We start from the raw sequence: 22,991 nt of genomic DNA, 5'->3' as shown, positions 1-22,991 counted from the left end.
CTTAAAATGTGATTTTTGCATAACAATAATAAAAAAGAGTATGCATTTACGCACGTATTATCCTACTGTGGTTCTTTCGGATATACATCTGGGGTCGCCACATTCAAAAACCGAAGAAGTGAGTAGCTTCTTGAAATCAATAAATTGTGATCGGCTAATATTGAACGGTGATATTATTGATGGTTGGCATTTGCAAAAGACTGGTTTGCACAAATGGAAACCCAAACATACTGAATTTTTTAAAGTTATTATGAAGATGATGGAGAAATTTGGTACAGAAGTGATCTATGTGCGAGGTAATCACGATGATTTTTTGGATGCTTTGGCTCCACTGAACTTTTATAATGTGAGAATTGTAAAGGATTGTATTTATGAAAGTCACGGAAAGCGTTATTACGTTACGCATGGTGATGTTTTCGATACCGTCACAACTCAAATGAAATGGCTGGCAATGCTTGGAGATACCGGATACTCTTTTCTTCTGTGGCTCAACAAGGTTTATAATGCGCGCAGAATGAAGCAGGGAAAACCCTACTACTCGCTTTCGCAGTCAATAAAAAACAAAGTAAAATCAGCTGTTTCTTATATTTGTAACTATGAAGCTGAATTGGTACAGCTAGCTCGTGCCAAGAAGTGCAATGGTGTGATATGCGGGCATATTCATCATCCTGCAAATGCTTATTATGATGGCATTCATTACCTGAACTCGGGCGATTGGGTGGAGACGCTCTCCGCACTGACTGAAGATGAAGAAGGAAACTGGACAGTGCGCTATTTTGATCAAATGCTCCTCAACAAAGTAGAAGAAGAGGAAGATTTACAGCAACCTTTACAAATAACAATAGCATCATGAAATTCTTATTTATTGTGCAAGGAGAGGGCAGGGGGCATTTTACTCAGGCTATCACACTGGAAGATATGTTATTGCGTAGCGGGCATGAAGTAGTAGAAGTGCTCGTAGGTAAAAGCTCCTCACGGACGCTTCCTGGCTTTTTTAACCGAAATATTAAGGCTCCAGTGAAACGTTTTATTAGCCCCAACTTTTTACCAACACAGGCTAACAAACGGGCTAGTGTGACGAAGAGTTTGGCTTATAACGTGGCACGGGTACCCGAATATCTTCGGAGTATGCATTATATTAATCAACGAATCAAAGATACAGGGGCGGAAGTGGTTATCAACTTCTACGAATTATTAACTGGGCTTACGTACGCTCTTTTTCGCCCTTCTGCCCCTTATGTTTGTATCGGTCATCAATATTTATTCTTACATAAAGAGTTTGAATTTCCTCGGAAAAGTACGACCCAATTGGCTATGCTTCGTTTTTTTACTCGATTGACTAGCATTGGAACAATGAAGCGTTTGGCTCTTTCGTTTCGTGAGATGGAGGAGGACGTTGAAAATAGAGTAGCTGTAGTACCACCGTTGCTCCGTCGGGAAATAACGACTTTGCAACCTGAAGATGGTAACTATGTGCATGGTTACATGGTAAATTCAGGCTTTGCAGATAGTGTACATGAGTTTCATGAATTGTATCCTGATGTGCCTATGCATTTCTTTTGGGATAAATCTGAAGCTGAGGAAGTGACAGAAGTAGACGAGACATTACATTTTCATCAAATTGATGATGTGAAGTTTTTAAGTTATATGGCTGGCTGTCGTGCTTATGCAAGCACAGCCGGATTTGAATCTATTTGCGAGGCAATGTATTTAGGAAAGCCTGTATTGATGGTGCCTGCTCACATTGAGCAAGATTGTAATGCGTATGATGCGAAACAGGCGGGAGCAGGTATTGTCTCTGATTCGTTTGAGATAGAACGTCTGCTTCGCTTCTCGGATGGATATGTGCCTAATCGCAATTTTATGTATTGGGCTCGCAGTAGTGAGCGCTTGATAGTTAATGAGTTGGAAACAATAACAAATTCTCAATCGGTTATTACATGGCCGAGTTTTACTAAATATTTATCTATATGAAACTGAACAGAGAAGAATATGTACTTGAACGTACATCGGATGGCGGCTATTTTGCATGGCTATCCAATAATATGCAATGCAATGTTTATGGCGATTCTCCTGAAGAAGCGATCAATAATCTGCAAGAGTTGATGGAAGAGCTTATGGATGAAATGTATCTGGTGGAGGATTTTGTTTAATCCCCCACTCAGATAGTTGTTTATTTGCTAATAGTCAGTTCGTTGACAATGTGTGAAGCTCCGGCATATTTATCAATAATGAATAAGATATAACGGATATCGACACAGGCAGCGCGCTGCGATGAAGGGCGGAATGCAATATCACCTGTAAGGCCTTCGTAGTTCCGGTCGAAGCCGGCTCCTATGAGTTCGCCTTTGGCGTTGAATACCGGACTGCCGGAATTACCTCCGGTGTTATCAGTGTTCACGATGAAGCAGACTGGCATCTCGCCATTCTGCATGGCATAGCGACCAAAGTCTTTGGCTTCATAGAGTTGCTTTAATTTGGCAGGTACTACAAACTCCCAGTTATTTGGGTCCTCTTTCTCCATTACGCCTCGCAGGGTAGTGTAATAATCATATTTTATTCCGTCTGCGGGTTGATAAGACAACACTTTCCCATAAGTAAGTCTAAGTGTGGAGTTGGCATCAGGATAAATTGGTTGTCCTGCCTCTTGTTTCATGTCCATCATGCCCTTTACCCAAATTTTATGAGCTGCATCATAATTTTCGTTGGCTTCTTTCATCGCCATCGTTGTTTGGTATATTCCTTCAGCAATAGATTGTTTGAAAAGTATCATCCAGTCTTTGTTTAATGCTTTAGCAGAAGGACGCTTGATAAATTTATCAAAGTTCTCTTTTGAACCAAAGATAGAGCTAGCGAAGCATGCATCGATAAATGCATCGCTATTGCCTTTGAAATGCTTGTCTATAGTACTGAAAATGCTGATTTGTTGTTCCTCTGGGATATACCCTGCATAGGTTTTCAACATCTTCTTTCCTACTATTCGTTCTATTTCAGGAAAAGAAACGGATGCGAAATACTTCTCGGCATCTTCTTTCAACTTAGTGATTTCTTCTTTTATTATGGTGTCATTTTTGAGTCGAAGTGCCTCGGATAGAGCCTTGGTTGAAGGTATCCGCATGAAGTCGAGTGCAGTGATCAATGCTTCACCAATAGCCTGCTGATGATACATTGCGTCACGACGTTGGGCCACGATGGAGCGTATGTCATCGAACGCTTTCTGGTATGAGTCATCTCCAATCTTTCTTCCGCGGGCTAGAAGCTGCTCTTGCTGTGCTCGTTTTGTATCGAGCACTTTCAGGCGAACTAAGCCTTCGTTCATGCCAATGGCATTTTTCCAGTAATTGGCAGATGAAGCATATTTGCTCGCATAATGAATGCGAACAGCCGGATCTTTCTGCATTTGCTCCATTAGAGCTTCTTGTCGAACTTCACGTACATGATGGCGCATGAAGTTAGTTGTTTGCATGCGCTCTTCCACTTCATCGGAAATCATATAGCGCCAGTTGCGTCCGGGAAATCCCATAACGAAAGTAAAATCCCCTTCTTGTACGCCTGCCAGACTAATTGTTAGGTGCTTTTTCACTTGTAATGGCACGTTCTCTTTTGAGTATGCTGCCGGCTTACCATTTTTATCTGCATAGATGCGGAACAGAGAGAAATCTCCTGTGTGGCGCGGCCACATCCAGTTGTCTGTATCGGCACCATACTTACCTATGGCCGAAGGAGGGGCACCTACCATACGAATATCACTATAAATCGTTTTAATAAACAAATAATACTTGTTGCCTCCATAAAAAACTTTCAGTTCAAGTTTTGTGGCAGGAGTAACTTCTATATTTTGCTTTTTGGCAAAACGATCGGCTACTTTCTCCAAATATTTAGGCGACAGGTAGTTTGTTCCATTGGGATCGTCATCTTTCTTGAGTTGTTCATTGACGTAAGTCGTTACATCAAGAATCTTATCAATGAAAGTTACGGTCAGATCTTTACAAGGCAGCTCTTCGCTGTGATTCATTGCCCAGAATCCGTTGGTCAGGTAATCATGTTCCACACTGCTTTGCTGTTGTATGGCTCCGTAGCCACAATGGTGATTGGTGAGGACAAGGCCCTCAGCCGAAATAACTTCGGCCGTGCACCCTCCACCAAAGTGAACCACGGCATCTTTTAGTGAGATGCCGTTGGGATTGTATATCTGATCAATAGGAATTTCTAGTCCTAGCTCCATCATCGCTACCGCATTCTGCTGTTTCAGGTCAGTCAGCATCCACATGCCTTCGTCGGCTACGGCCTGAAACAATGTGCTAAAAGACAGGGTTAGGGTGAATAGAATTTTCTTTATCATAAAAATTTGTTTCACGTTTATTCTACAATGGTCATTTCATCAATCAAATGTCCGCAATTTCCTAACTTATCAAGGACGAAAAGTACATAGCGGATGTCCAGATTGATGCAACGTTGCAAATCGTTATTAAAGTTAATGTCGCCGCTTAATGATTCCCAGTTACCGTCGAAAGCACAGCCTATCAGTTCGCCATTTTCGTTAATAACGGGGCTACCTGAGTTACCACCTGTGATATCGTTAGTCGTTAGGAAACAGACAGGCATCTCACCGTTAGGCAATGCATAGCGTCCGAAATCTTTTTTCTCAATTAGCTCTTTCAATTTGGCCGGTACTATAAATTCACGGTCATCAGGATTCTCTTTTTCGAGAATGCCGTTAGTGGTCGTATAATACTTGTAATGAACGGCATCTCTGGGACTGTAAGCTTTTACATTACCATAGGTCAGACGAATAGTAAAGTTGGCATCCGGATAGGAAGGCACAGGAGCTTTCATCTCACCTAGCCCGCGCACATACGTTTTGTGTACTAAGTCTAGCTCATCTGACAAAGGATCCAGTTCTTTAGCTAATTCAGTGTACTTATTGTATGCTGAGCGATAGTAGCGGTTGCAAAGATCTGCATTCAATGCTTTCGCTGTCGGCTTTTTTAAGAATTTCGCCAAGTTTTGTTCGTTGGCCATGATAGAGTTGTTATACATATCATCAACAAACTTGTTATAGTTTCCTTTGTACTCTTTTTCGATGAAATGATAAATATCAGGACGTTGTTCAGCAGGAATCATCTCTGCATAAAGTGGAAACATTGCTTTGGCTACTTTGCGATCCACTTCATGATCGTAATCTTTATCATGGATACGTTCGTACATTTTTTTGAAATCAGCTTTCAAGGAATCGATCTTAGATGCCTCCTTTTTTGCGATAGCTTCTTTCATCTTGTCGAACATGGTGTAGCTCACTCCAAACTCGATGCCATTTAAAAAAGCTTCGATAAGGCAAGTGCGTTGGTATTTCAAAGGAGATGTTTTTGCTACGACTTCATCGATCTCTTTTACTGCCTTAGAGTATGCTTCATTGTTTTGCTCTTTGGCAAATGCTGCGAATTTGTTTTCCTGATCGGCTTTAGCTCCTAGCACATCATTGTCTATGATGGCTTTGTTCATACCGATAGAGTTCTTCCAGTAATTAGATGAACCGGCATATTTGCTAGCGTACTGGATGCGTACTTTGTCACTGGCATTCATTTCTTTGATCAATACATCTTGACGAACACCCCGTATGCGAATACGTGGAGAATTAGTAGCATCCATACGTTCTTTTACTTCAGATACGGTAAGGTAGCGGCTTGTACTTCCGGGAAAGCCCATGATCATAGCATAATCACCTTCTTTCAATCCTTTGATACTGATAGGCAGATGTTTCTTCGTTTTTAAAGGAACATTCTCGGGGCTGTAATCTGCAGGTTCACCGTTTGCGTCGGCATAGATACGAAACATCGAGAAGTCTCCTGTATGGCGTGGCCACATCCAGTTGTCTGTTTCACCACCGAATTTTCCTACTGATGAAGGAGGAGCTGCAACCATACGAAGATCGGAATACACTTTTTTATAGAACATATAGAATCTATTCCCGGCGTAGAATGGTAAGGCTTGCGGAACAATACCTTTTTTTCCTTTAAGATCGCTTTTTTCATAAAGCTCCTGGGCTAGTGAATTTAAGAATTTACCTGTGAATGACTGGGTTTCAGTAATCTCTTTAGAAGCTATTTTGGCATTCACGATGTCGGTAACGTCTTCAATCCTTTCAATAAAAGTGAAAGTTAATCCCGGGGTAACTAATTCTTTATCTCTGGATGTAGCCCAAAATCCATCGGTCAAATAATCATGCTCCACCGAACTATGTTGTTGAATGGATCCGTACCCACAGTGATGATTTGTTAAAACTAATCCTTCGGCAGAAATGATTTCTCCTGTGCATCCTCTTCCGAAAATACCGACTGCATCTTTTAATGATACGCCATTGGGATTGTACAAGTCTGCAGCATTTAGCTTCAAGCCTTGTTTCTTCATCATATCAATAGAATGCTGTTCCTGCATCATCTGCAGTAGCCACATGCCTTCGTCCGCTTTTGCGGAGCAAACTATTAGGGTGACTAGCGCCAGTAAATAGATTTTTAATTTGTTCATGAGTATAAATTAATTATGTATTTATGAATTATCTGTTCCTTATGCAAATAGAGAAGTGCCCAGAGACAATTAATAGTGCTTTCATAGAGGCACTAATATGCAAATTTAGGTAAACTAATTGAAAAATATAGTCTGACTTGGTTGTTTATAAGGTTTATTAAAGAAAAAAGTATTACAAGTTTTAAATATTAATAAAATGTTTCTTTTCATTGCGATTTGATTGTAACTTTGTAACCATAACCATTATAAGACGTTGAATTGTGATTGTTAACGTTTCTATAAGATGTTACTTGCAATTCGGGGCTTGTAATATGTAATTTGGATAAATGTGAATAAACTTTTTTCTCTTATATTTCTGCTTTTGTCTCTTACTTCTTGTGGGAGTAAGTACAAAATAGAAGGTACCTCGTCTGTAACAAGTCTTGATGGGAAAAAACTTTTCCTGAAAGTACTTCAGAATGGCGAATGGGTATCTGTTGATTCTGCGGAAGTCATCCATGGATTGTTTACGATGAAAGGTTCTGTTGATTCGATTTTGATGGTAACTCTTTATATGGATGATGAAAGCATTATGCCCTTGGTTCTTGAAGACGGAGCCATTACTATTTCTATTGACGATACGCAGATGACTGCCAAAGGTACTCCTTTGAATGATGCTCTCTATGAATTTATCGACAAAAAGAATGCAATGGATCTTAAAATAGCGGATTTGCAACGTAAAGAAGCTAGGATGGTTATGGATGGAGGCGATTTATCTGATATTCATGAAGAACTAAACAAAGAAGGTGAAGCTTTAGCTAATGAGATGAATGCATATATCAAGAAGTTTATCTCTGATAACTATGAAAATATTCTTGGACCAAGTGTTTTTATGATGCTTGGCAATAACTTGCCTTATCCTCTTATGACTCCTCAGATAGAAGATATTATGAAAGATGCACCTTTAACTTTCAAAGAAAATAAGATGGTGAAAGAGTTTATTACAAAATCAAGAGAAAACATGCAACTGCTTGAGGAACGTCGGCGTGTGGAGCAAAATGACCCTATGCATCCTTGATAAATATTTAGTCCTGATCTTCATTACGTACCATTCCTTTATATTTTTCGGGCATAGCGCTTTCTACAGCTTTGTAAGCTTCATTCATGGTTGCTCTGATGTTTTCGAGACCCTTGCTCTTTGGTAGAATTGGTTCATGTATGGTAAGTATCATGCGGTAGCGGTGAATCCATTTTCCTGTACGTGGTAATATTTCAAAAGAACCGTCAATAGTCACCGGTACAACGGGAAGCTGTAAATCATCAGCCAACTGAAAAGCACCTTTCTTGAAATATCCCATATGGCCTGTAAAGGTGCGTGCTCCTTCTGGAAAGACTACAAGAGAGACGCCATTGATTAATGAACTTTTGGCTTTATGAATGCTTCCCAATACTCTTTTAGGTCCTGAACGCTCTACGAAAATATGTCCTGCGCTTTGGCAAGCTTTCCCAACTAACGGAATTTTCCTTAAGCTCTTTTTCATCATCCATTTAAAGTTTCGTCCTAAATATCCATAGATAAGAAAAATGTCGAAAGCTCCTTGATGGTTGGGTACAAATACATACGAAGTCTGTTTATGAAGATTTTCACGTCCATAAACCTTCACTGATATTAATAAGAAAATGCAAATAAGTCGTGACCAGATTTTTCCGGGATAATATCCCCAGATATGTGCGCCTCCTAACAATGAACCGATGGTGGTTACTAGTGCTGTAATAATAGTGAGTATGACTAAAATAGGTAGTGCAATACAGATTTGATAAATGTAGTATAGTATTCTCATGCTCTTTTATTTTTCACTTACAAATATAAATGATTCTCGGTTTATTCTTATTACCTGCAAAGAAAAAAGATTGTACTTCTTTGGAAAACGACTTCTGTCTCTTTTTTACTTTGTGCGCTTGGAAGTAAAAAAAGAAGGCTGCTCATTCTTTTAATGGCAGCCTTCTTTTTATTTAATTTCAAATTCTTCCTTCATATCAATTTCTTCTCCATTGGAATCATAAAATATATATTCCAGAAAAGCTAATTTCTGATTAGGAATAATTTTGATACCGAGCCCATACTTAATTTGCCATTTACGTTTCAGCGACACAAGTCCCTGATTTACGTATGCAGCAATGTACGGGTGGATGTGTAATGAGAACTTCTTAATCTTCAATTTATAGACCAAATATTCAATTTTACTCTCTAAAGTATCAGTGAAGAGGATAGAGGATTTAATGGTACCTTTTCCAAAGCAAGTGGGACAGGTTTCAAGAGTATTAACATCCATTGCCGGACGAACTCGTTGTCGGGTAATCTGCATTAACCCGAATTTACTTAGAGGCAAGATATTGTGTCTTGCTCTGTCCTTTTGCATGTTGGCACACATCCGTTCGTAAAGCTTTTGACGATTTTCGGCTTCATTCATGTCAATGAAGTCAATTACGATAATACCACCCATATCTCTTAGTCGCAATTGGCGAGCTAGCTCATCGGCTGCTCCCAGATTAACTTCAAGTGCGTTTCCTTCCTGTCCATTGGCATTCTTAGTGCGATTACCGCTGTTCACGTCTACAACGTGAAGTGCCTCGGTATGTTCAATGATCAGATAGGCTCCGCTTTTGTAAGAAATCGTTTTGCCAAATGACGATTTGATTTGTTTGGTAATACCAAAATTGTCGTAAAGAGGAAGTTGCCCCTTGTATAGTTTTACAAGGTTTTCACGCTCAGGCGCGATTAGAGCTACATAGTCTCTTATTTCGTTATATACAGCTTCATTGTTGACGAAGATGTTTTCGAAAGAAGGGTTAAATAGATCTCGCAATAAAGCAACAGCGCGGCTTGTTTCCTCATAAATAAGTGTCGGAAACTTGGTTGCCTTTTGCACTTTAGTAATGCTTTCTTCCCAATGTTTTAACAAAACTTTAAGCTCTCCATCGAGTTCTGCAACACGCTTTCCTTCGGCTACGGTACGAACAATTACTCCGAAATTTTTCGGTTTTATGCTCATTAATAACTGCTTGAGGCGGGCGCGTTCTTCTCCCGATTTAATTTTTTGAGATACAGAAACCTTATCATTAAAAGGTATTAATACCAAATATCTTCCTGCGAAAGAAATCTCGGAGGTAAGTCTTGGCCCCTTAGTTGAAATCGGTTCCTTAACAATTTGCACCACTACTTCTTGTCCTACCTTTACTAGATTGGCTATAGTGCCATCTTTATCAAGATCGGGAAGCATGGTTGCCTTAGTAATTGGAGCAAGCTTTTTTTTGTCGCTTAATGTTTGCTTTACGTACTTTTCGAGTGAGTTAAATTGAGGTCCTAGGTCTAAATAATGAAGGAAAGCATCTTTCTCGTAACCAACATCTACAAAGCAGGCATTTAGTCCCGGCATTAATTTCTTAATGCGGCCTAAATACATATTGCCCACAGAGAAAGAAATATTTCTTCCTTCGCTTTGAAGTTCCACCAAACTTTTATCTTCAAGTAAGGCTATAGATACTTCTTTGGGCTGTACGTCTACTACTAGTTCGCTTGTCACTACTGTTTCCTAATATTATTAATTTAAAAATGAACGTTTAATTTAATTATTTGTTCATGGTTAGTGTCTTTAAACAAAGAACAAACTTGAAAGACATTAGCTTCACAAGTTTGTTCTTTATTTCTGTTTAGCAGACTAAAAAATCATTTCTTGGTTTTATGTCTGTTCTTTCTTAGTCTTTTTTTCCGCTTGTGCGTAGACATTTTATGTCTTTTTCTTTTTTTTCCGCTTGGCATAGCTTCTACATTTTATTGGGTTAATACTCTTAATTATTGCTATTTTTTAACTGCAACCGATAATTCTTTTGCAGGTCTGAATGCCGGTATATTATGTTCCGGAATGATGATCGTAGTATTTTTCGAGATATTACGGGCTGTTTTTTGTGCTCTTTTTTTCACAACAAAACTACCAAATCCCCGAAGATAGACATTCTCTTCTTTTACCAAAGAATCTTTTACCGCTTCCATAAATGCTTCCACCGTTATAAGCACTGTCACTTTATCAATACCGGTATTCTTTGCGATCTCGCTTACAATATCTGCCTTAGTCATTTTTTTCTTAAAAAATATTATTACTATATTCCGTAGTGAACTTCTCTCCGGATTTTGGGAATGCAAATATAGAGGTTTTTAGGTTCCTAAAAAAATATCTGCAGAACATTTTTCTAAAAAACTCTGTTTGTTAGTTACTTATGATTTGTTTGCGGCTATAAATAGCTACTTTTGGATTTCATAATTTATACTATTTTTAGGAAATATATGAATAGACAATTTAGTGATAGGTTGATAAGTTGGTACGAAATGTACAAGCGCGACCTTCCTTGGAGAGACATCACGGATCCGTATAAGATTTGGATCTCAGAAATAATATTGCAACAAACAAGGGTGGCTCAAGGATATAATTATTTTCTTCGATTTATTGAACGTTTTCCTTCTGTTATTGCCTTGGCTGAGGCTGATGAGGATGAAGTTCTGAAATATTGGCAGGGATTAGGGTATTATTCTCGTGCTCGCAATCTGCATGCTGCTGCTAAAAGCATAAATGGTATTTTTCCTAACACTTATACCAAAGTGCTTGCTTTAAAAGGAGTGGGAGAATATACGGCTGCGGCAATCTGTTCTTTTGCTTATAATATGCCTTATGCAGTAGTAGATGGCAATGTTTATCGGGTCTTGTCACGCTATCTTGGCATTGAGGTACCTATTGATTCGACTCAGGGTAAGAAGCTTTTTGCTGCTTTTGCCGCAGATTTACTGGATAAAAAACGTCCGGCTCTTTATAACCAAGCAATAATGGATTTTGGTGCTATTCAGTGCACTCCCTCTACTCCGGATTGTGCCCGTTGTCCGTTATCCGATAGTTGTGTTGCTTTATCAAAAGGTCAAGTCAAGCTTTTGCCGGTAAAACAGCATAAAACGAAAACAACCAATCGCTACTTTAATTATTTGTATGTGAGCATGGGTGACTTTACCTTTATTAATAAACGCACAGATAATGATATTTGGAAAAATTTGTTCGAATTGCCTTTGATAGAGACTCCTCATTCGTTTGCAGAAGAAGATTTTCTTGCTTTAGATCAAGTGCGCGATCTTTTCTGTTCTGGCGAATCCCCTGTAATTCGACTTGTCTGTCGGGATGTGAAACATGTACTTTCGCACAGAGTGATTTATGCGAATTTCTATGAAGTGGTTTTGCCGGATGGTTCACAATCCTGTTCAAAATACATGAAGGTTAGGAAAGAGGAGCTAGGCAAATATGCTGTTTCTCGCTTGGTGCATATTTTCTTTGAGAAATATCTCTAAAAGTTGGTTTGATTCTTGCATGATGTTGTTATTCTGTTTAATTTTGGCAGCGGAATGTAATCATTATGGTTTGAACGAGCCATTAACTCTTAAAAAAAAGAAACTATGTCAGTAAATAAAATAATTTTGTTAGGAAATGTAGGTAAAGATCCTGAAGTGAGATATCTTGATACAGGCATTGCTGTAGCTAGCTTTCCTCTGGCAACCTCTGAACGTGCATATACTTTGGCCAATGGCACTCAAGTTCCTGAAAGAACGGAATGGCATAACCTCGTTCTGTGGCGCGGACTGGCAGAAACAGCCGAGAAATACATTCACAAAGGAGATAAACTTTATATTGAAGGAAAAATAAGAACTCGTTCTTATGATGACCAGGCAGGTGTAAAGCGTTATGTTACCGAGATTTTTGTTGATAACATGGAAATGCTTACTCCTAAAGCTGCGGGCACTTATGCTCCGCAATCAACTCCTTCGGCTGGGCAAACACAGCAGCCTCAAGCGGCTTCTACTCCTGTACAAGATAATTCGGCAGACGATTTGCCATTTTAAAATATAAAGTTGGAGATCGGAAATTGAACCGGAATGTTGTGTTTGTGCAATGCAAGGGTGGTGTTCTTCTTTTTTCTTTCTTCGACTAATATCTATTGTTTAACTAAAACCAAATTCTTTGGACCCGGACGCTTATTTATGCCAACTGGCAACTTTCTTTAACGGTGTAACCGTACACTCTCCTTCTTTGTCTGCAATTGTGGCTATGATCTTAGCCGGTTTGCTATTAGTTGTTTCTGGATTTGCTTCAGCCTCTGAAATAGCTTTTTTTTCTCTATCGCCTTCTGATTTGCACAGCATTGAAGAGCGTAGCCATCCGTCAGACGAAAAAATCAGTAACTTGCTAGATCATTCACAGCGATTGTTAGCCACGATTCTTATTAGTAACAATTTTGTGAATGTAACTATCATCATGCTGTGCAACTTCTTCTTTATGGATAGCTTTGAATTTAGCACACCATTTCTAGAGTTTCTGGTCTTGACTGTTGTTCTCACCTTTTTATTGCTATTGTTTGGCGAAATAATGCCAAAAATTTATTCTGCTCAGAAGACATTAACTTTTTGTCGTTTTGCTGCACCAGGTATCTGGATGCTTCGAACGTTGTTTTATCCGATAGCCTCTGTGTTGGTTAGTTCCACTGGTTTTTTGAATAAATACTTTGTACGCAAAAGTCGCAATATATCCGTAGATGAGCTATCTCATGCTTTAGAATTAACAGATAAAGCAGAGATCTCTGAAGAGAATAGAATTCTTGAAGGTATTATACGTTTTGGAGGAGAAACGGCTAAGGAGGTGATGACTTCTCGTCTTGACGTGATGGACCTTGATATTCGTGTTACCTTCAAAGAAGTATTGCAATGTATCGTTGAAAATGCTTATTCACGGATTCCAGTTTATTCAGGCTCTCGTGATAACATAAAAGGTATACTTTATATTAAAGACTTGCTACCGCACATCAATAAGGGAGATAATTTTCGTTGGCAATCACTTATGCGTCCGGCCTATTTTGTACCCGAAACAAAGATGATTGATGATTTATTGCGAGACTTTCAGACGAATAAGATTCACATAGCTATTGTGGTCGATGAATTTGGTGGAAATTCAGGCATTGTGACTATGGAAGATATTATTGAGGAGATAGTGGGGGAAATAAATGATGAATATGATGATGAAGAACAAACTTATGTCGTCCTTAATGATCATACCTGGGTGTTTGAAGCAAAGACTCAACTAAGTGACTTTTATAAGATCATTGGTGCGAATGAAGATGATTTCGTGAAAGTTGCCGGTGACTCTGATACCTTGGCTGGGTTGTTACTCGAAATAAAAGGCGAGTTTCCTGCACTTCATGAAAAAGTATCTTTTTTAAATTACGAGTTCGAGGTACTTGCTATGGATACTCGCAGAATATTGAAAGTTAAATTTTCGATCAATGAACCTTAATATTACGCAAAAATATCATTTGTTTATGGGTATGTTTGCCATTCTGCTTTTACTACTTATCTTCTTTACATCCTGATAGGCTTGTCGCTATGGCAGTGCTGATGCAACATAAAGAAAATACTTATCAATGGGGAGTTTGGAAAACTGACGAATCTATTGATGAACTTCTTACGTTGTTCCCTCATCACGCCAAGTATGAAAGCGTGTTAGCTCGCTTTACCTCTGCACATCGCCGTTTGGAGTGGCTTTCTGTTCGCAGTTTGCTTTATACCCTTCTGGGTGAAGAAAAGGAAATCTGTTATGATCCCAATGGTAAGCCTTATCTGGCTGATCACTCATACTTTATCAGCATATCGCATACTCGAGGTTATGTGGCTGTCATTGTTAGTGTTAAGGCTCCAACTGGTATTGATATTGAGCAATACGGAGAGCGAGTGCACAAAGTGGCACATAAGTATATGCGTGAGGATGAACCTATTTCACTCTATAAGGGTGTGGAAACCTGGTCATTGCTTCTGCATTGGTCGGCTAAGGAAGTAATGTTTAAGTGCATGGACATCACAGAGGTTGACTTCAGAATGCATCTTCGTATTTATCCTTTCCAAACAGAATGTTCCGGTGAGTTTCGTGCGCAAGAGTTCCGTAGCGATATTCAGCAGGAGTTTCTGATTCATTATCTTCTCCATCCGGAGTTTGTGCTTACTTGGCAAGTAGGGTAGAATTGTTTTGTAACAGTTCATTATGAATAAAAGGCCTAAGTGTTTTTCGGAAACACTTAGGCCTTTTAAAAAAACGTCGAGGTCTTTTTGAATAATTCCATGATTATTGATCATTGGTTGATTCGTTTAGATGAGATCTACCCTTTCTCTTTAATCTTTATCGACTTTTTGTTCGTATTTATAACTACCTCTAGAAGCCTTCTGATAGGGTTCTGCTGAATTAACTAGTTCAGCGCGGTGAACTAACTAGATCAGCGTGCTTAACTAACTACTTCACCACGGTGATCTAGTATGATTGTTTTCGTGTAAACTATTCAGAATTATTTTTCTCTCGTTATAGTCTGATCCTCTTTGTAATTATATAACAGAGGAAAGAAGTTTTAGTGTTAGCGTTACATCATCCATGCAGAAATAGGCGGCTGTATTCATGCCATAGTTTCCATTATCAGTAGAGCTTAAATCAAATTGAAATCTTACAGCTTCACTTAGATCACTTAAATCAAACCAGATCCATTTATTTACAGGCTTATCATTGTCGCTGGTGTAATTAGCTAAATAAACTTCACTGGTACCAACTTCGGCGTTATTTTTGTCATATCCCGTTGCTGTTAATTTATACCAACTTCCCTTAGTGAATTTTTTAGCATAACTATCTCCCACAGTCATACTATTATACGCGTATGTGCTGTTAGTGACCCATAAACCTTGTATGCTGTAAAGAGCCGGGTTCTTTATTGTAAACTGAGCAGGAGTATAAGAACTCGTATATGCGGCTAGATAAACTTTGCCACTTTTTGCTGATCCGGTAATAGGAGCTGGACTTGAAGGTGTTTTATTATCAGTTTTATTCATATATGTAAAACCTGCAAAATAGTAGTTAGGAATTGCTCCTGAATAATAATGCTTGAAGATAACAAGGCTATCTTCATCCTGAAAGCTGTCGCTATAATAAGAGCCATCAAGTAAAGTGCTTTCTGAGATAAACTCACTTTCAGTACTCGTTAATCGGCTCTCGAAGTTTAGCTTAATGCTCGAATCATCATTGTCATCGCTACAAGCAAAAAAGACAAATACAGATAGAAAAAAGAAAAGGGGAAGAAATAACTTTTTCATAAGATGTTTTTAATTTATTTTTTATTGAATTTTTGTTTTAGAAATTATTTGTTGTAATGTAAGTCTTCTACAGTAGATACCTCAGTAGAGGCTTCGCCCATCCATCCGCAATCTTGGTTTACGGCACAATAAATCTTGATGAAATCAATGCCGTCTAGTTGCACTCGATTGCCATTGGTGTCCACTGCCCAATCTATTTTAAACTTACTATACTCGGTGTTGTTGGGATGATTGTCGGCATATCCCCAATCATAGCAGTAGGAAACCCAATGTTGGCTTGTGGCTGTTCCTTCATTCACTGCATTGTCGGGTAGACGGGTACCACTGAAAGTGATTTCATCTCCCATCCATTCCGGGTAGTAGGATGCCTGTTGGTGGAAAGTGTTGCGGAGTATATATCCCTCTTTTCCTTGATTATCTTTCCACTTCACATCCGCACTTAGCGGACCGGGTCGATAGTAGGTAATTTGGTAATTTCGAATTACTTTATCAGAATGGTATTCACTACCGGCCAGCTCATACCATTCATCATCCGGTTTGCCATTGCCATTTGTGTCTTTTGATACGAGGACGATGCCTGGTTCGGAACTCCCTCCCGGTTTGCCGGTAGCAGTGCCATACATGTCGTAATACGCATTGCCGTAAATTTTGAAATCATATTCTCCGGATACATTGCGGATTGTGTGACCAAACCCGAGCGTAATACTTCCTCCAAAACCACCCAAGCTTAGAAGGGATTGATCTTTCAGCAGTTTTGTTGCGTATTCTAATACCTGCGTTTTGCTATATCCTTCTTTATAAGCTGTGGTACTCGTGTTCATGTACTGGCATGGTGCAGGGATATATTCCCATACTTTATTGGCGAAAGCCAGTGAGGTTTCGTTGTTGTTCGTATTATCAATTACGCTTTGTGATGCCTTGTCGCTAAACGCTACGGTGTTGGGGTTTAGTCCTACATTGCTGAGACGGAATTGTAATTGCCCTTGTGGATTGAAACAGAGTACATCGCCTGTTACTTTATAATCGTATGCATCGGTTACATAGACATTGCCATTATACGGATTTATATTAATGCCATAAGGAGTGGTCAGTGTCGTTCCATCGGTAATGAAATTATCACGCTCCATCGTTTCCGTTGCTACATTGAAGACTTTGATCCATGATTTTCCTGATGCATAATCATAGTTGTACAGGTAAGCGTAATCATCATTGATGGCAAAGTTAAGTACAGCATAATCAAATGTTTTTGTGACCTGATCTGTTTGGCTGTTTATCTGTACGAAGTGATAATCGCCCTCTTCCATATTACCTCGAGTTACCACGTACACATCACCATATTTATCGGGCAAAATCTTTCCCGGGTTGCTACCCACTGCTATCTTCTTTGTTTCGGTGAAAGTGTTGAGATCTATCACAGAAACGGTATTGTCATAATTGGGATTGTCCAGCCCACCTGAGTTAGATACATATAATTTATTGTTCTGCACGCAGATGCCATCGGGGTTTCTTCCGACTTGGGCATACGCTTCTATCGCCAACGAAGTGGTGTCGATACGGGCCACCGTGCCATCAAATGAACAGACATAGGCCTTACCTTCATTGAAGGTGATGTAGCGAGGTTGTCTTGAACTTCCGTTCTCTGTAAGCAGTGGTATTTGTTTTAGAGCAGTTCCCGTATTTAAATCGATGACTTCTACCTCGCTTGATACATTAACCACGATGTAGATTTTTGAACCGTAGATATTCATGTCATTGGCTGTATCGCCCAATCCTCGTTGGTTTATCCGGCGGAAATAGTCTTTCACCATTGTGCTGCTATTGAAAGAATAGCGCATGAGTGTACTGTTGTTTAGATTGAATAAGCCCTCACTTAAAACATAAAGTTCTGCTGTGCCCGATTCGGGGTTGACAGTGGAACCACCGGTACTTGAACTCTCTTTGTCTGTCAGGTCGTCACAGGCGTGTAGCACTGTGGCGAATAATAGTATCCAAAGTATATATGTATATCTTTTCATTCTTAGTAAACCATTTTGATTGTTATGCGTGCCGAACGCCCCGGCATGGGGAAGTTTCTCACTATTTCATAATTCTTATTTGCAAGGTTCAACACCTCTAAACTCAGCAAAGTGTTGATTCCTCTTATTTTGAACTCGCGACTTGCTGATACGCTATGGTCACTATATCCTTCTAATCTATTTTCAGTCAGGTTTTGCCCCAGTACATAACGTTTGCCTGAGAAAAGAAAAGAGTACGATAGATTAATCCATGGCGTTTCAATGCTTGCCTGTCCTGATCCTGATGTACGTGGCGTATAGGCGATTTGATTTTTATAAGTCTTTCCACTCGGTTCTGTTACATCCAGTGCACGCAGGTAGGTGTAGCTGCCCGAAAAGTTGAGTCCAATCTTCTCCCAGGGTTGCAGGTTAACGCGCGCAGTGGCATCTATCCCTTTGATATCAACCTTCCCCAGATTGACCATGCTCCACACAAATATGTTCTTTGTAGGTGTTGCAATGATCTTGTTCGATACCTTATTATAATAGGCATCTATTGTAGTCGAAAAATAGGAGAGGAATGTGTTGACTTCTTTGCTATAAGTTATCCCAATATTATACTGGGTCGTTTTTTCGGGAAGAAGATCTTTATTTCCGGTCTCTCCGTAATATAAATCGTTGAAACTAGGTAGACGGAAAATGTTCTTATAGAACATACGGATGCGAAACTCTTCGTTGATAAAGGGTTTGATGGAAGCACTAATGTCAGGATTCAATTTCCGGTGATTATCTCCGCTTGCGCCTGTCTTGGTTTGCTCGTTTACCGCAGTAGCCAGTAATGACGCTGAAGCAGTAAGCCATTCATTGACATATTTGCCGGCTACAACTGTGAGCCATGAGTAACGCGTTGGTTGAGCAAAGTTATTTAAATTGGCATTCAACGTATTTATACTACCGTCAGTAGAGAGAGAGAAAGATAAATTCTGAAGCATTCGATAAAGTACGGAAGCTGAGGCATAATACTCCTGTTGGTAATAGCTGTTTTCTGTTTTACCGGTCGAACCTTTATAGTCCGGATCTAAGTATCTTTGATAACTCCAGTTCCATTTAGCGGAAGTCTGCAGCGCCCATTGCTCGTTTAATTCTTTTTTATAACGGCTTTGTACGAAGGCATTTTTATCCCATAAGTGTTGCGAAGCATAGTCATAGTAAAGAGTCGTTGCTCCCGGCAATCCTCTTGAAGATTGGTAATAGTACGCTTTTAACCTCCACTGCTCCGTGCTAGAGAAGTTTCCGAATAGTTCGGTCTCAGCACGGAAGGTTTTTACCTCCGTGTTTTTCCGTTTTTCGGCCGATGTACTGTCATTCGCATTCCCATAATGTTGAGTGTATGGGTAGTGGCCGTCAGCCGACATCCATTCACTATTGAATGATGCCGCCCATTGTTTTCCCATCTTCTGCTCGATGCGAAAGGATGGATTTACTAATCCCCATGATCCCGTTTTGAATGAGGCAGTAGTATTTGTGCTCTTATCTTTTTTGAATTGAGGTGTTAGGGTTTGTATGTTCAGTATGCCTGCCGAAGCGAAAAAACGTGCTGGTTGAAAGATGTTATCGGTTTGTCCGTTGCTGAGTGATAAAAGGTCAATGTTGTCGAGTGAAAAACGACTGATGTCAATCTGCCCTGTCTGGCAATCGCTTACGGCAATACCATCGTAACCCACTGCTGTATGTTCCGCCCCAAGACTACGTAGCGACACAGTTTTCAAGCCTCCAATACCACCGTAGTCTTTCACCGTAACACCCGCAAAATGCTTCACTGCATCCGATACTTGCAATACATTCAGCCCTTTGAGTTCTGCATGGGTCAGCACCTGCAAAGGCATCGCAGATCGTACTTCTCTGGTATGAAAGCGTTCCGATATGGTTACTTCCGGAATACTATAAGCACGTGTAGTATCAGCCTTTTGCTGCTGTGCAAAAAGAGAAAGTGATTGAAGAGCGATAATGCTCATCATAACCCAATGTTTGATGACTGTTAGCCTTTTAAAATTGCTCATAAGATTCTTTGCTCTTTCCTCGAAAGCAGTGATTAATAAGCACGGCAGGTCTTCTGACTCGTTTCTGTTTATAAGCGCCTTCCCGGGTTTGCCCAGTGGCTAATGGTTGTTGCTTAAAACATTTAGTGAAACTTACAGCAGCGGGACTGTTCAGGATTTACACCTGATTCCCTTTTAATCGCTACCCTGTATATAGAGTTAGCGAACCTATGCGCTGCAAAGATAAAAAGAATATTGGAGTTTGTTGCCACTTTTCTTTGTGAAATGAGAAGTATAATTTTCTATCGATGAGGCTTTGTATGAATCGTTTTTACCTGATATTGTTTTTTCGATGCCTTCTCCAAGCTTTCTATAAGAAGTGACAGTTTCGGTTGTTGAGTTTGAAAACTTAACAGCTTAATTTATTTCTTTTTGAAGATAAGTTTCAATATCCGGTAGATTAGCATCCTTGAGCAGTACTTTCTTCCCCTTATCAAGTAGGTAGAGAGTCGGAATGGCTTTCAGATCATAGATGTTTTTTGTCTTGATGGTGGCAGACCGATCGTATCCATTTATCCACTCTTGTGGGAATTCCTTTAGATGCCTTTTCCATTCGTCTAATTCTTCGTCCGGATATACAGCCAATAGTTTCAATCTTTTCTCCGCTATCAATTGATTGATGATGGAAGAACCTTTGATACCTTTTATATTCTCTTCGCAAGCATGGCAACCGGGGTTGTTGAAGAATAGCAATGTGTATTCTGCCGAAAGTCCATGGAGTGTTCCTCTGGCACCTGATAAAAGAGTGTATGTAAAATTGATTGCCGGAGTTCCGATGCGATTCTTATGTGCAAGTTCTAAGCGGGCTTGCGGGCGTATTTTTTCTGCTTTGCTTAGTATGGGAGTTGCTATCATGGTTTCGAGAACCGGAATGTAGAATTCTTCATTACGCATAGGAGAATTAGGATCATAAAAATACTTATCTGCTAGTTCGGTAAAGTACATAAAGACCTTCTTTTCTTTGGAGCCTGCCTTAATCATGAGCTCTTTTACAGAGCTTTGTGTAGTAGGAAGTGTTACATATTTGAGTAAATCAATATAATCGACCCATGCTTGCTCTGTTATTTCAGGACGATGAATATAGCTTGTATCAGTAAAATCGAAATTGTCCCAATAGTGCTTCACCAAGTAATTGGAGCGCTGTTCTGGTGTAGTAAGCATGGCCGGTATGGTTGGCAAAGTAAACGCTGCTTTTGTATTCAAGCTGTCTTTTGTCGATTCTTGTCCCGAAACTTTTCCGTTTTTGCAAGAGCATAAGCAGATCAATGCGAATAGAAATATATATTTCATACTTGTCATCATAATGTTGCAATAGTTTGCGGCAAATTTACTTAAAAAGATTCAATGACAAGTGCCTCTACTAGAAATATGCTTTTGTTTTTAGCTAAAAAGAGCAGTTTTTACTTCTCTTTTGCGAGTGTGAATACAAACTCCAAACCACCTCCCTGATTGTTTTTTGCAGAGATACTTCCTCCGTGAATGATTACTGCATTTTTAACAATGGCTAGTCCCAATCCTGTTCCCCCTAGCTTGCGGGAACGTCCTTTGTCTATCCTATAGAATCGTTCGAAAAGTCTGTTCAAGTGTTCGGGAGCCACTCCAACACCTGTGTCGGCAAAGCTGAAATAATAAAAAACATCGTCTTCGCGGAAGCAGTTGATATGAATCTGAATGTTACTTCCTGCGTATGCGATAGCATTATCCGTCAAATTGCGGAAGATAGAGTATAATAGAGAGTAGTTTCCACGTATTTGCATCTCTTTGCGCAGTGAATTGATCACCGTAATATGCTTTTCTTCCAGTTCCAATGACACTTCATTAACAATGTTAGTCACCAGCATACTAATGTCTACTTTCTCCATATCAATCATATTGGCAACCTCATCCATACGTGTGAGTACAGAGATATCTCTCAATAATCTGCTCAGGCGATTGCTTTGTGCGTAACAGCGCTCTAAGAAAACATCCATTTTCTCTTTTGGTATATTGTCGTTGTTTACGATTGTTTCCAAATACCCTTGAATGCTACTAACCGGAGTTTTTAATTCATGTGCAATGTTTTGTGTGAGTTGCCTTTTTAGCCTCACTTGTTCTTCTTCCATCGTTACATCATTGATGGATATTTCAAAACTCATATCCTGAAAGATGATACATTCTACAATGAATGTGCGTCCATTCTTGTTGAGAGTGATAGACATCCTCTTTCCTTCTTTTTGTATTGGTCTCTTCTGGGCTTTGTTTATAAAGTCAGTAATAGTCTGCAATTCACTGATCGTAAAAACATCTTCAGATGTGAGCAGATTGGAGTCTGATAGCAGGTTGCTATACTGCGTAAACAAATTGTTGACCAATATCTCTTTCTTGTCGTTGGTGAAGATGCCTAATCCTTCGTGCGATATTTGTAGGTGGGTGATAAGTTTTTCTCGTTCGATGTAAAGAGCCTCTTTTGTTTCGTGCAATCGTTTGTATATTTGAATAATATGTTGTGAAATCTCACCTAATTCATTTTGTGATGTATTCGATTGTAGCTCCATTTCTATCGGCTCATTTCTGTCGGCACGCATGGCAAACTCTCTAAGTTGATTAATGGAAGTTCCCAATTTATGGGTGAATTTGTAAAAGACAAAAATAAGTAAGAGTGTAGCTATGGCAGTAAACCATAGATAGTGCGGGTCGGCCTTTAAGCTCTCAAGTAGACTTACGTTATAGGGTAATGCCGTTCGGACGACATAATCGGGGTAACTTGTAGCTGAATAGAAATAAGAAACCCCTGTTGTTTCTGAGGTACGTCGTACATCATATCCGTTGCCGCTTTGCATAGCTTCTTGTATTTCTTTGCGGCTGCTGTGGTTTCTGAGTTTTTTTTTGTCTTTTTCAAAGCTATCATAAACAACAATCCCATTCGGCTTTATGACAGTTACTCGTAGATCTTTAAGCATATATTGATGGATATAACGATCCAATCCCTCCTCTATGTTCGTGCTATTGCTCAATTCTTCATATAGGCGGTCATTATAGTCTTGAAGTTTAGAATGTAGTAGCTCTATTTTATACTCTTTCTCGCGTTGATATTGATAGGCCAAAAAGGAGGCTACAAATACTAGAAATAAGGAAATGACCGAAAGAAATAACTTCCGATTGAAGGAAAAAATATGCTTGTCTTTTTTCATGATTTACGAGTTT

The 22,991-nt window shown here is 39.5% G+C and carries 18 protein-coding genes and 1 riboswitch; of the genes, 8 read left to right on the top strand and 10 right to left on the bottom strand.

The window, feature by feature from the left end:
* The first annotated feature begins 40 nt into the window (after positions 1 to 40).
* Genes BQ5338_RS02935 through BQ5338_RS02925 form a run of 3 tightly spaced genes read left to right on the top strand, consistent with a single transcriptional unit; the run spans position 41 to position 2,153 of the window.
* On the top strand, positions 41 to 853 hold the full coding sequence (locus BQ5338_RS02935; protein WP_071145311.1) for a UDP-2,3-diacylglucosamine diphosphatase: 813 nt from the start codon (positions 41 to 43) through the stop codon (positions 851 to 853).
* The gene (locus tag BQ5338_RS02930; protein WP_071145310.1) at positions 850 to 1,974 is read left to right on the top strand and encodes a glycosyltransferase family protein; all 1,125 of its coding nucleotides are present in this window, start codon (positions 850 to 852) and stop codon (positions 1,972 to 1,974) included. The genes BQ5338_RS02935 and BQ5338_RS02930 overlap by 4 nt, the downstream gene beginning before the upstream one ends.
* The gene (locus tag BQ5338_RS02925; protein WP_071145309.1) at positions 1,971 to 2,153 is read left to right on the top strand and encodes a type II toxin-antitoxin system HicB family antitoxin; all 183 of its coding nucleotides are present in this window, start codon (positions 1,971 to 1,973) and stop codon (positions 2,151 to 2,153) included. The genes BQ5338_RS02930 and BQ5338_RS02925 overlap by 4 nt, the downstream gene beginning before the upstream one ends.
* 20 nt (positions 2,154 to 2,173) lie before the next feature.
* Here the strand turns inward: BQ5338_RS02925 and BQ5338_RS02920 are convergent, their stop codons facing one another.
* Positions 2,174 to 4,342: a S46 family peptidase gene (locus BQ5338_RS02920; RefSeq protein ID WP_071145308.1), complete on the bottom strand. Its 2,169-nt coding sequence runs from the start codon at positions 4,340 to 4,342 to the stop codon at positions 2,174 to 2,176.
* Positions 4,343 to 4,359: 17 nt separating this feature from the next.
* Positions 4,360 to 6,408, bottom strand: a complete 2,049-nt coding sequence (locus BQ5338_RS02915; protein ID WP_394331127.1) for a S46 family peptidase — start codon at positions 6,406 to 6,408, stop codon at positions 4,360 to 4,362.
* A 445-nt stretch (positions 6,409 to 6,853) separates the two neighbouring features.
* Here BQ5338_RS02915 and BQ5338_RS02910 point away from each other — a divergent pair, with 445 nt between their 5' ends.
* Positions 6,854 to 7,582, top strand: coding sequence for a DUF4369 domain-containing protein (locus BQ5338_RS02910; protein WP_078063377.1), 729 nt, complete (start codon positions 6,854 to 6,856; stop codon positions 7,580 to 7,582).
* A gap of 7 nt (positions 7,583 to 7,589) precedes the next feature.
* Here BQ5338_RS02910 and BQ5338_RS02905 read toward each other — a convergent pair whose 3' ends face one another.
* The 3 genes from BQ5338_RS02905 to BQ5338_RS02895 all read right to left on the bottom strand — a co-directional run bounded on the left by BQ5338_RS02905 (position 7,590) and on the right by BQ5338_RS02895 (position 10,657).
* The gene (locus BQ5338_RS02905; RefSeq protein ID WP_071145305.1) at positions 7,590 to 8,345 is read right to left on the bottom strand and encodes a lysophospholipid acyltransferase family protein; all 756 of its coding nucleotides are present in this window, start codon (positions 8,343 to 8,345) and stop codon (positions 7,590 to 7,592) included.
* Between the two features lie 168 nt (positions 8,346 to 8,513).
* Positions 8,514 to 10,088 (bottom strand): Rne/Rng family ribonuclease, encoded by a 1,575-nt coding sequence (locus BQ5338_RS02900; RefSeq protein ID WP_071145304.1) that lies wholly within the window; start codon positions 10,086 to 10,088, stop codon positions 8,514 to 8,516.
* 275 nt (positions 10,089 to 10,363) lie between these two features.
* Complete coding sequence (locus tag BQ5338_RS02895; RefSeq protein WP_262483076.1) at positions 10,364 to 10,657, bottom strand: HU family DNA-binding protein; 294 nt, start codon at positions 10,655 to 10,657, stop codon at positions 10,364 to 10,366.
* A 189-nt stretch (positions 10,658 to 10,846) separates the two neighbouring features.
* On the opposite strand from BQ5338_RS02895, the gene mutY reads away from it, so the two are divergent.
* The 4 genes from mutY to BQ5338_RS02875 all read left to right on the top strand — a co-directional run bounded on the left by mutY (position 10,847) and on the right by BQ5338_RS02875 (position 14,602).
* Positions 10,847 to 11,890 carry an A/G-specific adenine glycosylase gene (mutY, locus tag BQ5338_RS02890; RefSeq protein WP_071145302.1) on the top strand — a complete coding sequence of 348 codons (1,044 nt, stop codon included), beginning with the start codon at positions 10,847 to 10,849 and terminating at the stop codon, positions 11,888 to 11,890.
* Positions 11,891 to 11,995: 105 nt separating this feature from the next.
* The gene (locus BQ5338_RS02885; protein ID WP_071145301.1) at positions 11,996 to 12,439 is read left to right on the top strand and encodes a single-stranded DNA-binding protein; all 444 of its coding nucleotides are present in this window, start codon (positions 11,996 to 11,998) and stop codon (positions 12,437 to 12,439) included.
* 118 nt (positions 12,440 to 12,557) lie between these two features.
* The gene (gene gldE, locus BQ5338_RS02880) at positions 12,558 to 13,883 is read left to right on the top strand and encodes a gliding motility-associated protein GldE (protein ID WP_071145300.1); all 1,326 of its coding nucleotides are present in this window, start codon (positions 12,558 to 12,560) and stop codon (positions 13,881 to 13,883) included.
* A gap of 89 nt (positions 13,884 to 13,972) precedes the next feature.
* On the top strand, positions 13,973 to 14,602 hold the full coding sequence (locus BQ5338_RS02875; protein ID WP_071145299.1) for a 4'-phosphopantetheinyl transferase family protein: 630 nt from the start codon (positions 13,973 to 13,975) through the stop codon (positions 14,600 to 14,602).
* A gap of 357 nt (positions 14,603 to 14,959) precedes the next feature.
* On the opposite strand, the gene BQ5338_RS02870 is transcribed toward BQ5338_RS02875, so the two are convergent.
* The 5 genes from BQ5338_RS02870 to BQ5338_RS02850 all read right to left on the bottom strand — a co-directional run bounded on the left by BQ5338_RS02870 (position 14,960) and on the right by BQ5338_RS02850 (position 22,978).
* Positions 14,960 to 15,715, bottom strand: a complete 756-nt coding sequence (locus tag BQ5338_RS02870) for a DUF4465 domain-containing protein (protein ID WP_071145298.1) — start codon at positions 15,713 to 15,715, stop codon at positions 14,960 to 14,962.
* A 44-nt stretch (positions 15,716 to 15,759) separates the two neighbouring features.
* Complete coding sequence (locus BQ5338_RS02865) at positions 15,760 to 17,730, bottom strand: YncE family protein (RefSeq protein ID WP_071145297.1); 1,971 nt, start codon at positions 17,728 to 17,730, stop codon at positions 15,760 to 15,762.
* A gap of 2 nt (positions 17,731 to 17,732) precedes the next feature.
* Positions 17,733 to 19,727, bottom strand: a complete 1,995-nt coding sequence (locus BQ5338_RS02860) for a TonB-dependent receptor plug domain-containing protein (RefSeq protein ID WP_071145850.1) — start codon at positions 19,725 to 19,727, stop codon at positions 17,733 to 17,735.
* Between the two features lie 68 nt (positions 19,728 to 19,795).
* Positions 19,796 to 19,996, bottom strand: a riboswitch (cobalamin riboswitch).
* Between the two features lie 169 nt (positions 19,997 to 20,165).
* Positions 20,166 to 21,110 (bottom strand): DUF5106 domain-containing protein, encoded by a 945-nt coding sequence (locus tag BQ5338_RS02855; protein ID WP_139265162.1) that lies wholly within the window; start codon positions 21,108 to 21,110, stop codon positions 20,166 to 20,168.
* A 98-nt stretch (positions 21,111 to 21,208) separates the two neighbouring features.
* Positions 21,209 to 22,978, bottom strand: a complete 1,770-nt coding sequence (locus BQ5338_RS02850; protein ID WP_071145295.1) for a sensor histidine kinase — start codon at positions 22,976 to 22,978, stop codon at positions 21,209 to 21,211.
* Positions 22,979 to 22,991 lie beyond the last annotated feature (13 nt).

It is taken from the genome of Bacteroides ihuae, assembly GCF_900104585.1.
Classification (GTDB): Bacteria; Bacteroidota; Bacteroidia; order Bacteroidales; family Bacteroidaceae; genus Bacteroides; species Bacteroides ihuae.
The sequence above is the reverse complement of the archived record's forward strand: the minus strand, read 5'-3'. Positions and strand labels throughout refer to the sequence as shown.

Bases quoted from the DNA above. Each gene is read 5' to 3' on its own strand.
- BQ5338_RS02935 (WP_071145311.1), top strand. From the start codon at position 41: ATGCATTTACGCACGTATTATCCTACTGTGGTTCTTTCGGATATACAT.
- BQ5338_RS02930 (WP_071145310.1), top strand. From the start codon at position 850: ATGAAATTCTTATTTATTGTGCAAGGAGAGGGCAGGGGGCATTTTACT.
- BQ5338_RS02925 (WP_071145309.1), top strand. From the start codon at position 1,971: ATGAAACTGAACAGAGAAGAATATGTACTTGAACGTACATCGGATGGC.
- BQ5338_RS02920 (WP_071145308.1), bottom strand. From the start codon at position 4,342: ATGATAAAGAAAATTCTATTCACCCTAACCCTGTCTTTTAGCACATTG.
- BQ5338_RS02915 (WP_394331127.1), bottom strand. From the start codon at position 6,408: ATGAAGAAACAAGGCTTGAAGCTAAATGCTGCAGACTTGTACAATCCC.
- BQ5338_RS02905 (WP_071145305.1), bottom strand. From the start codon at position 8,345: ATGAGAATACTATACTACATTTATCAAATCTGTATTGCACTACCTATT.
- mutY (WP_071145302.1), top strand. From the start codon at position 10,847: ATGAATAGACAATTTAGTGATAGGTTGATAAGTTGGTACGAAATGTAC.
- BQ5338_RS02885 (WP_071145301.1), top strand. From the start codon at position 11,996: ATGTCAGTAAATAAAATAATTTTGTTAGGAAATGTAGGTAAAGATCCT.
- BQ5338_RS02875 (WP_071145299.1), top strand. From the start codon at position 13,973: ATGGCAGTGCTGATGCAACATAAAGAAAATACTTATCAATGGGGAGTT.
- BQ5338_RS02870 (WP_071145298.1), bottom strand. From the start codon at position 15,715: ATGAAAAAGTTATTTCTTCCCCTTTTCTTTTTTCTATCTGTATTTGTC.
- BQ5338_RS02865 (WP_071145297.1), bottom strand. From the start codon at position 17,730: ATGAAAAGATATACATATATACTTTGGATACTATTATTCGCCACAGTG.
- BQ5338_RS02860 (WP_071145850.1), bottom strand. From the start codon at position 19,727: ATGATGAGCATTATCGCTCTTCAATCACTTTCTCTTTTTGCACAGCAG.
- BQ5338_RS02855 (WP_139265162.1), bottom strand. From the start codon at position 21,110: ATGATGACAAGTATGAAATATATATTTCTATTCGCATTGATCTGCTTA.
- BQ5338_RS02850 (WP_071145295.1), bottom strand. From the start codon at position 22,978: ATGAAAAAAGACAAGCATATTTTTTCCTTCAATCGGAAGTTATTTCTT.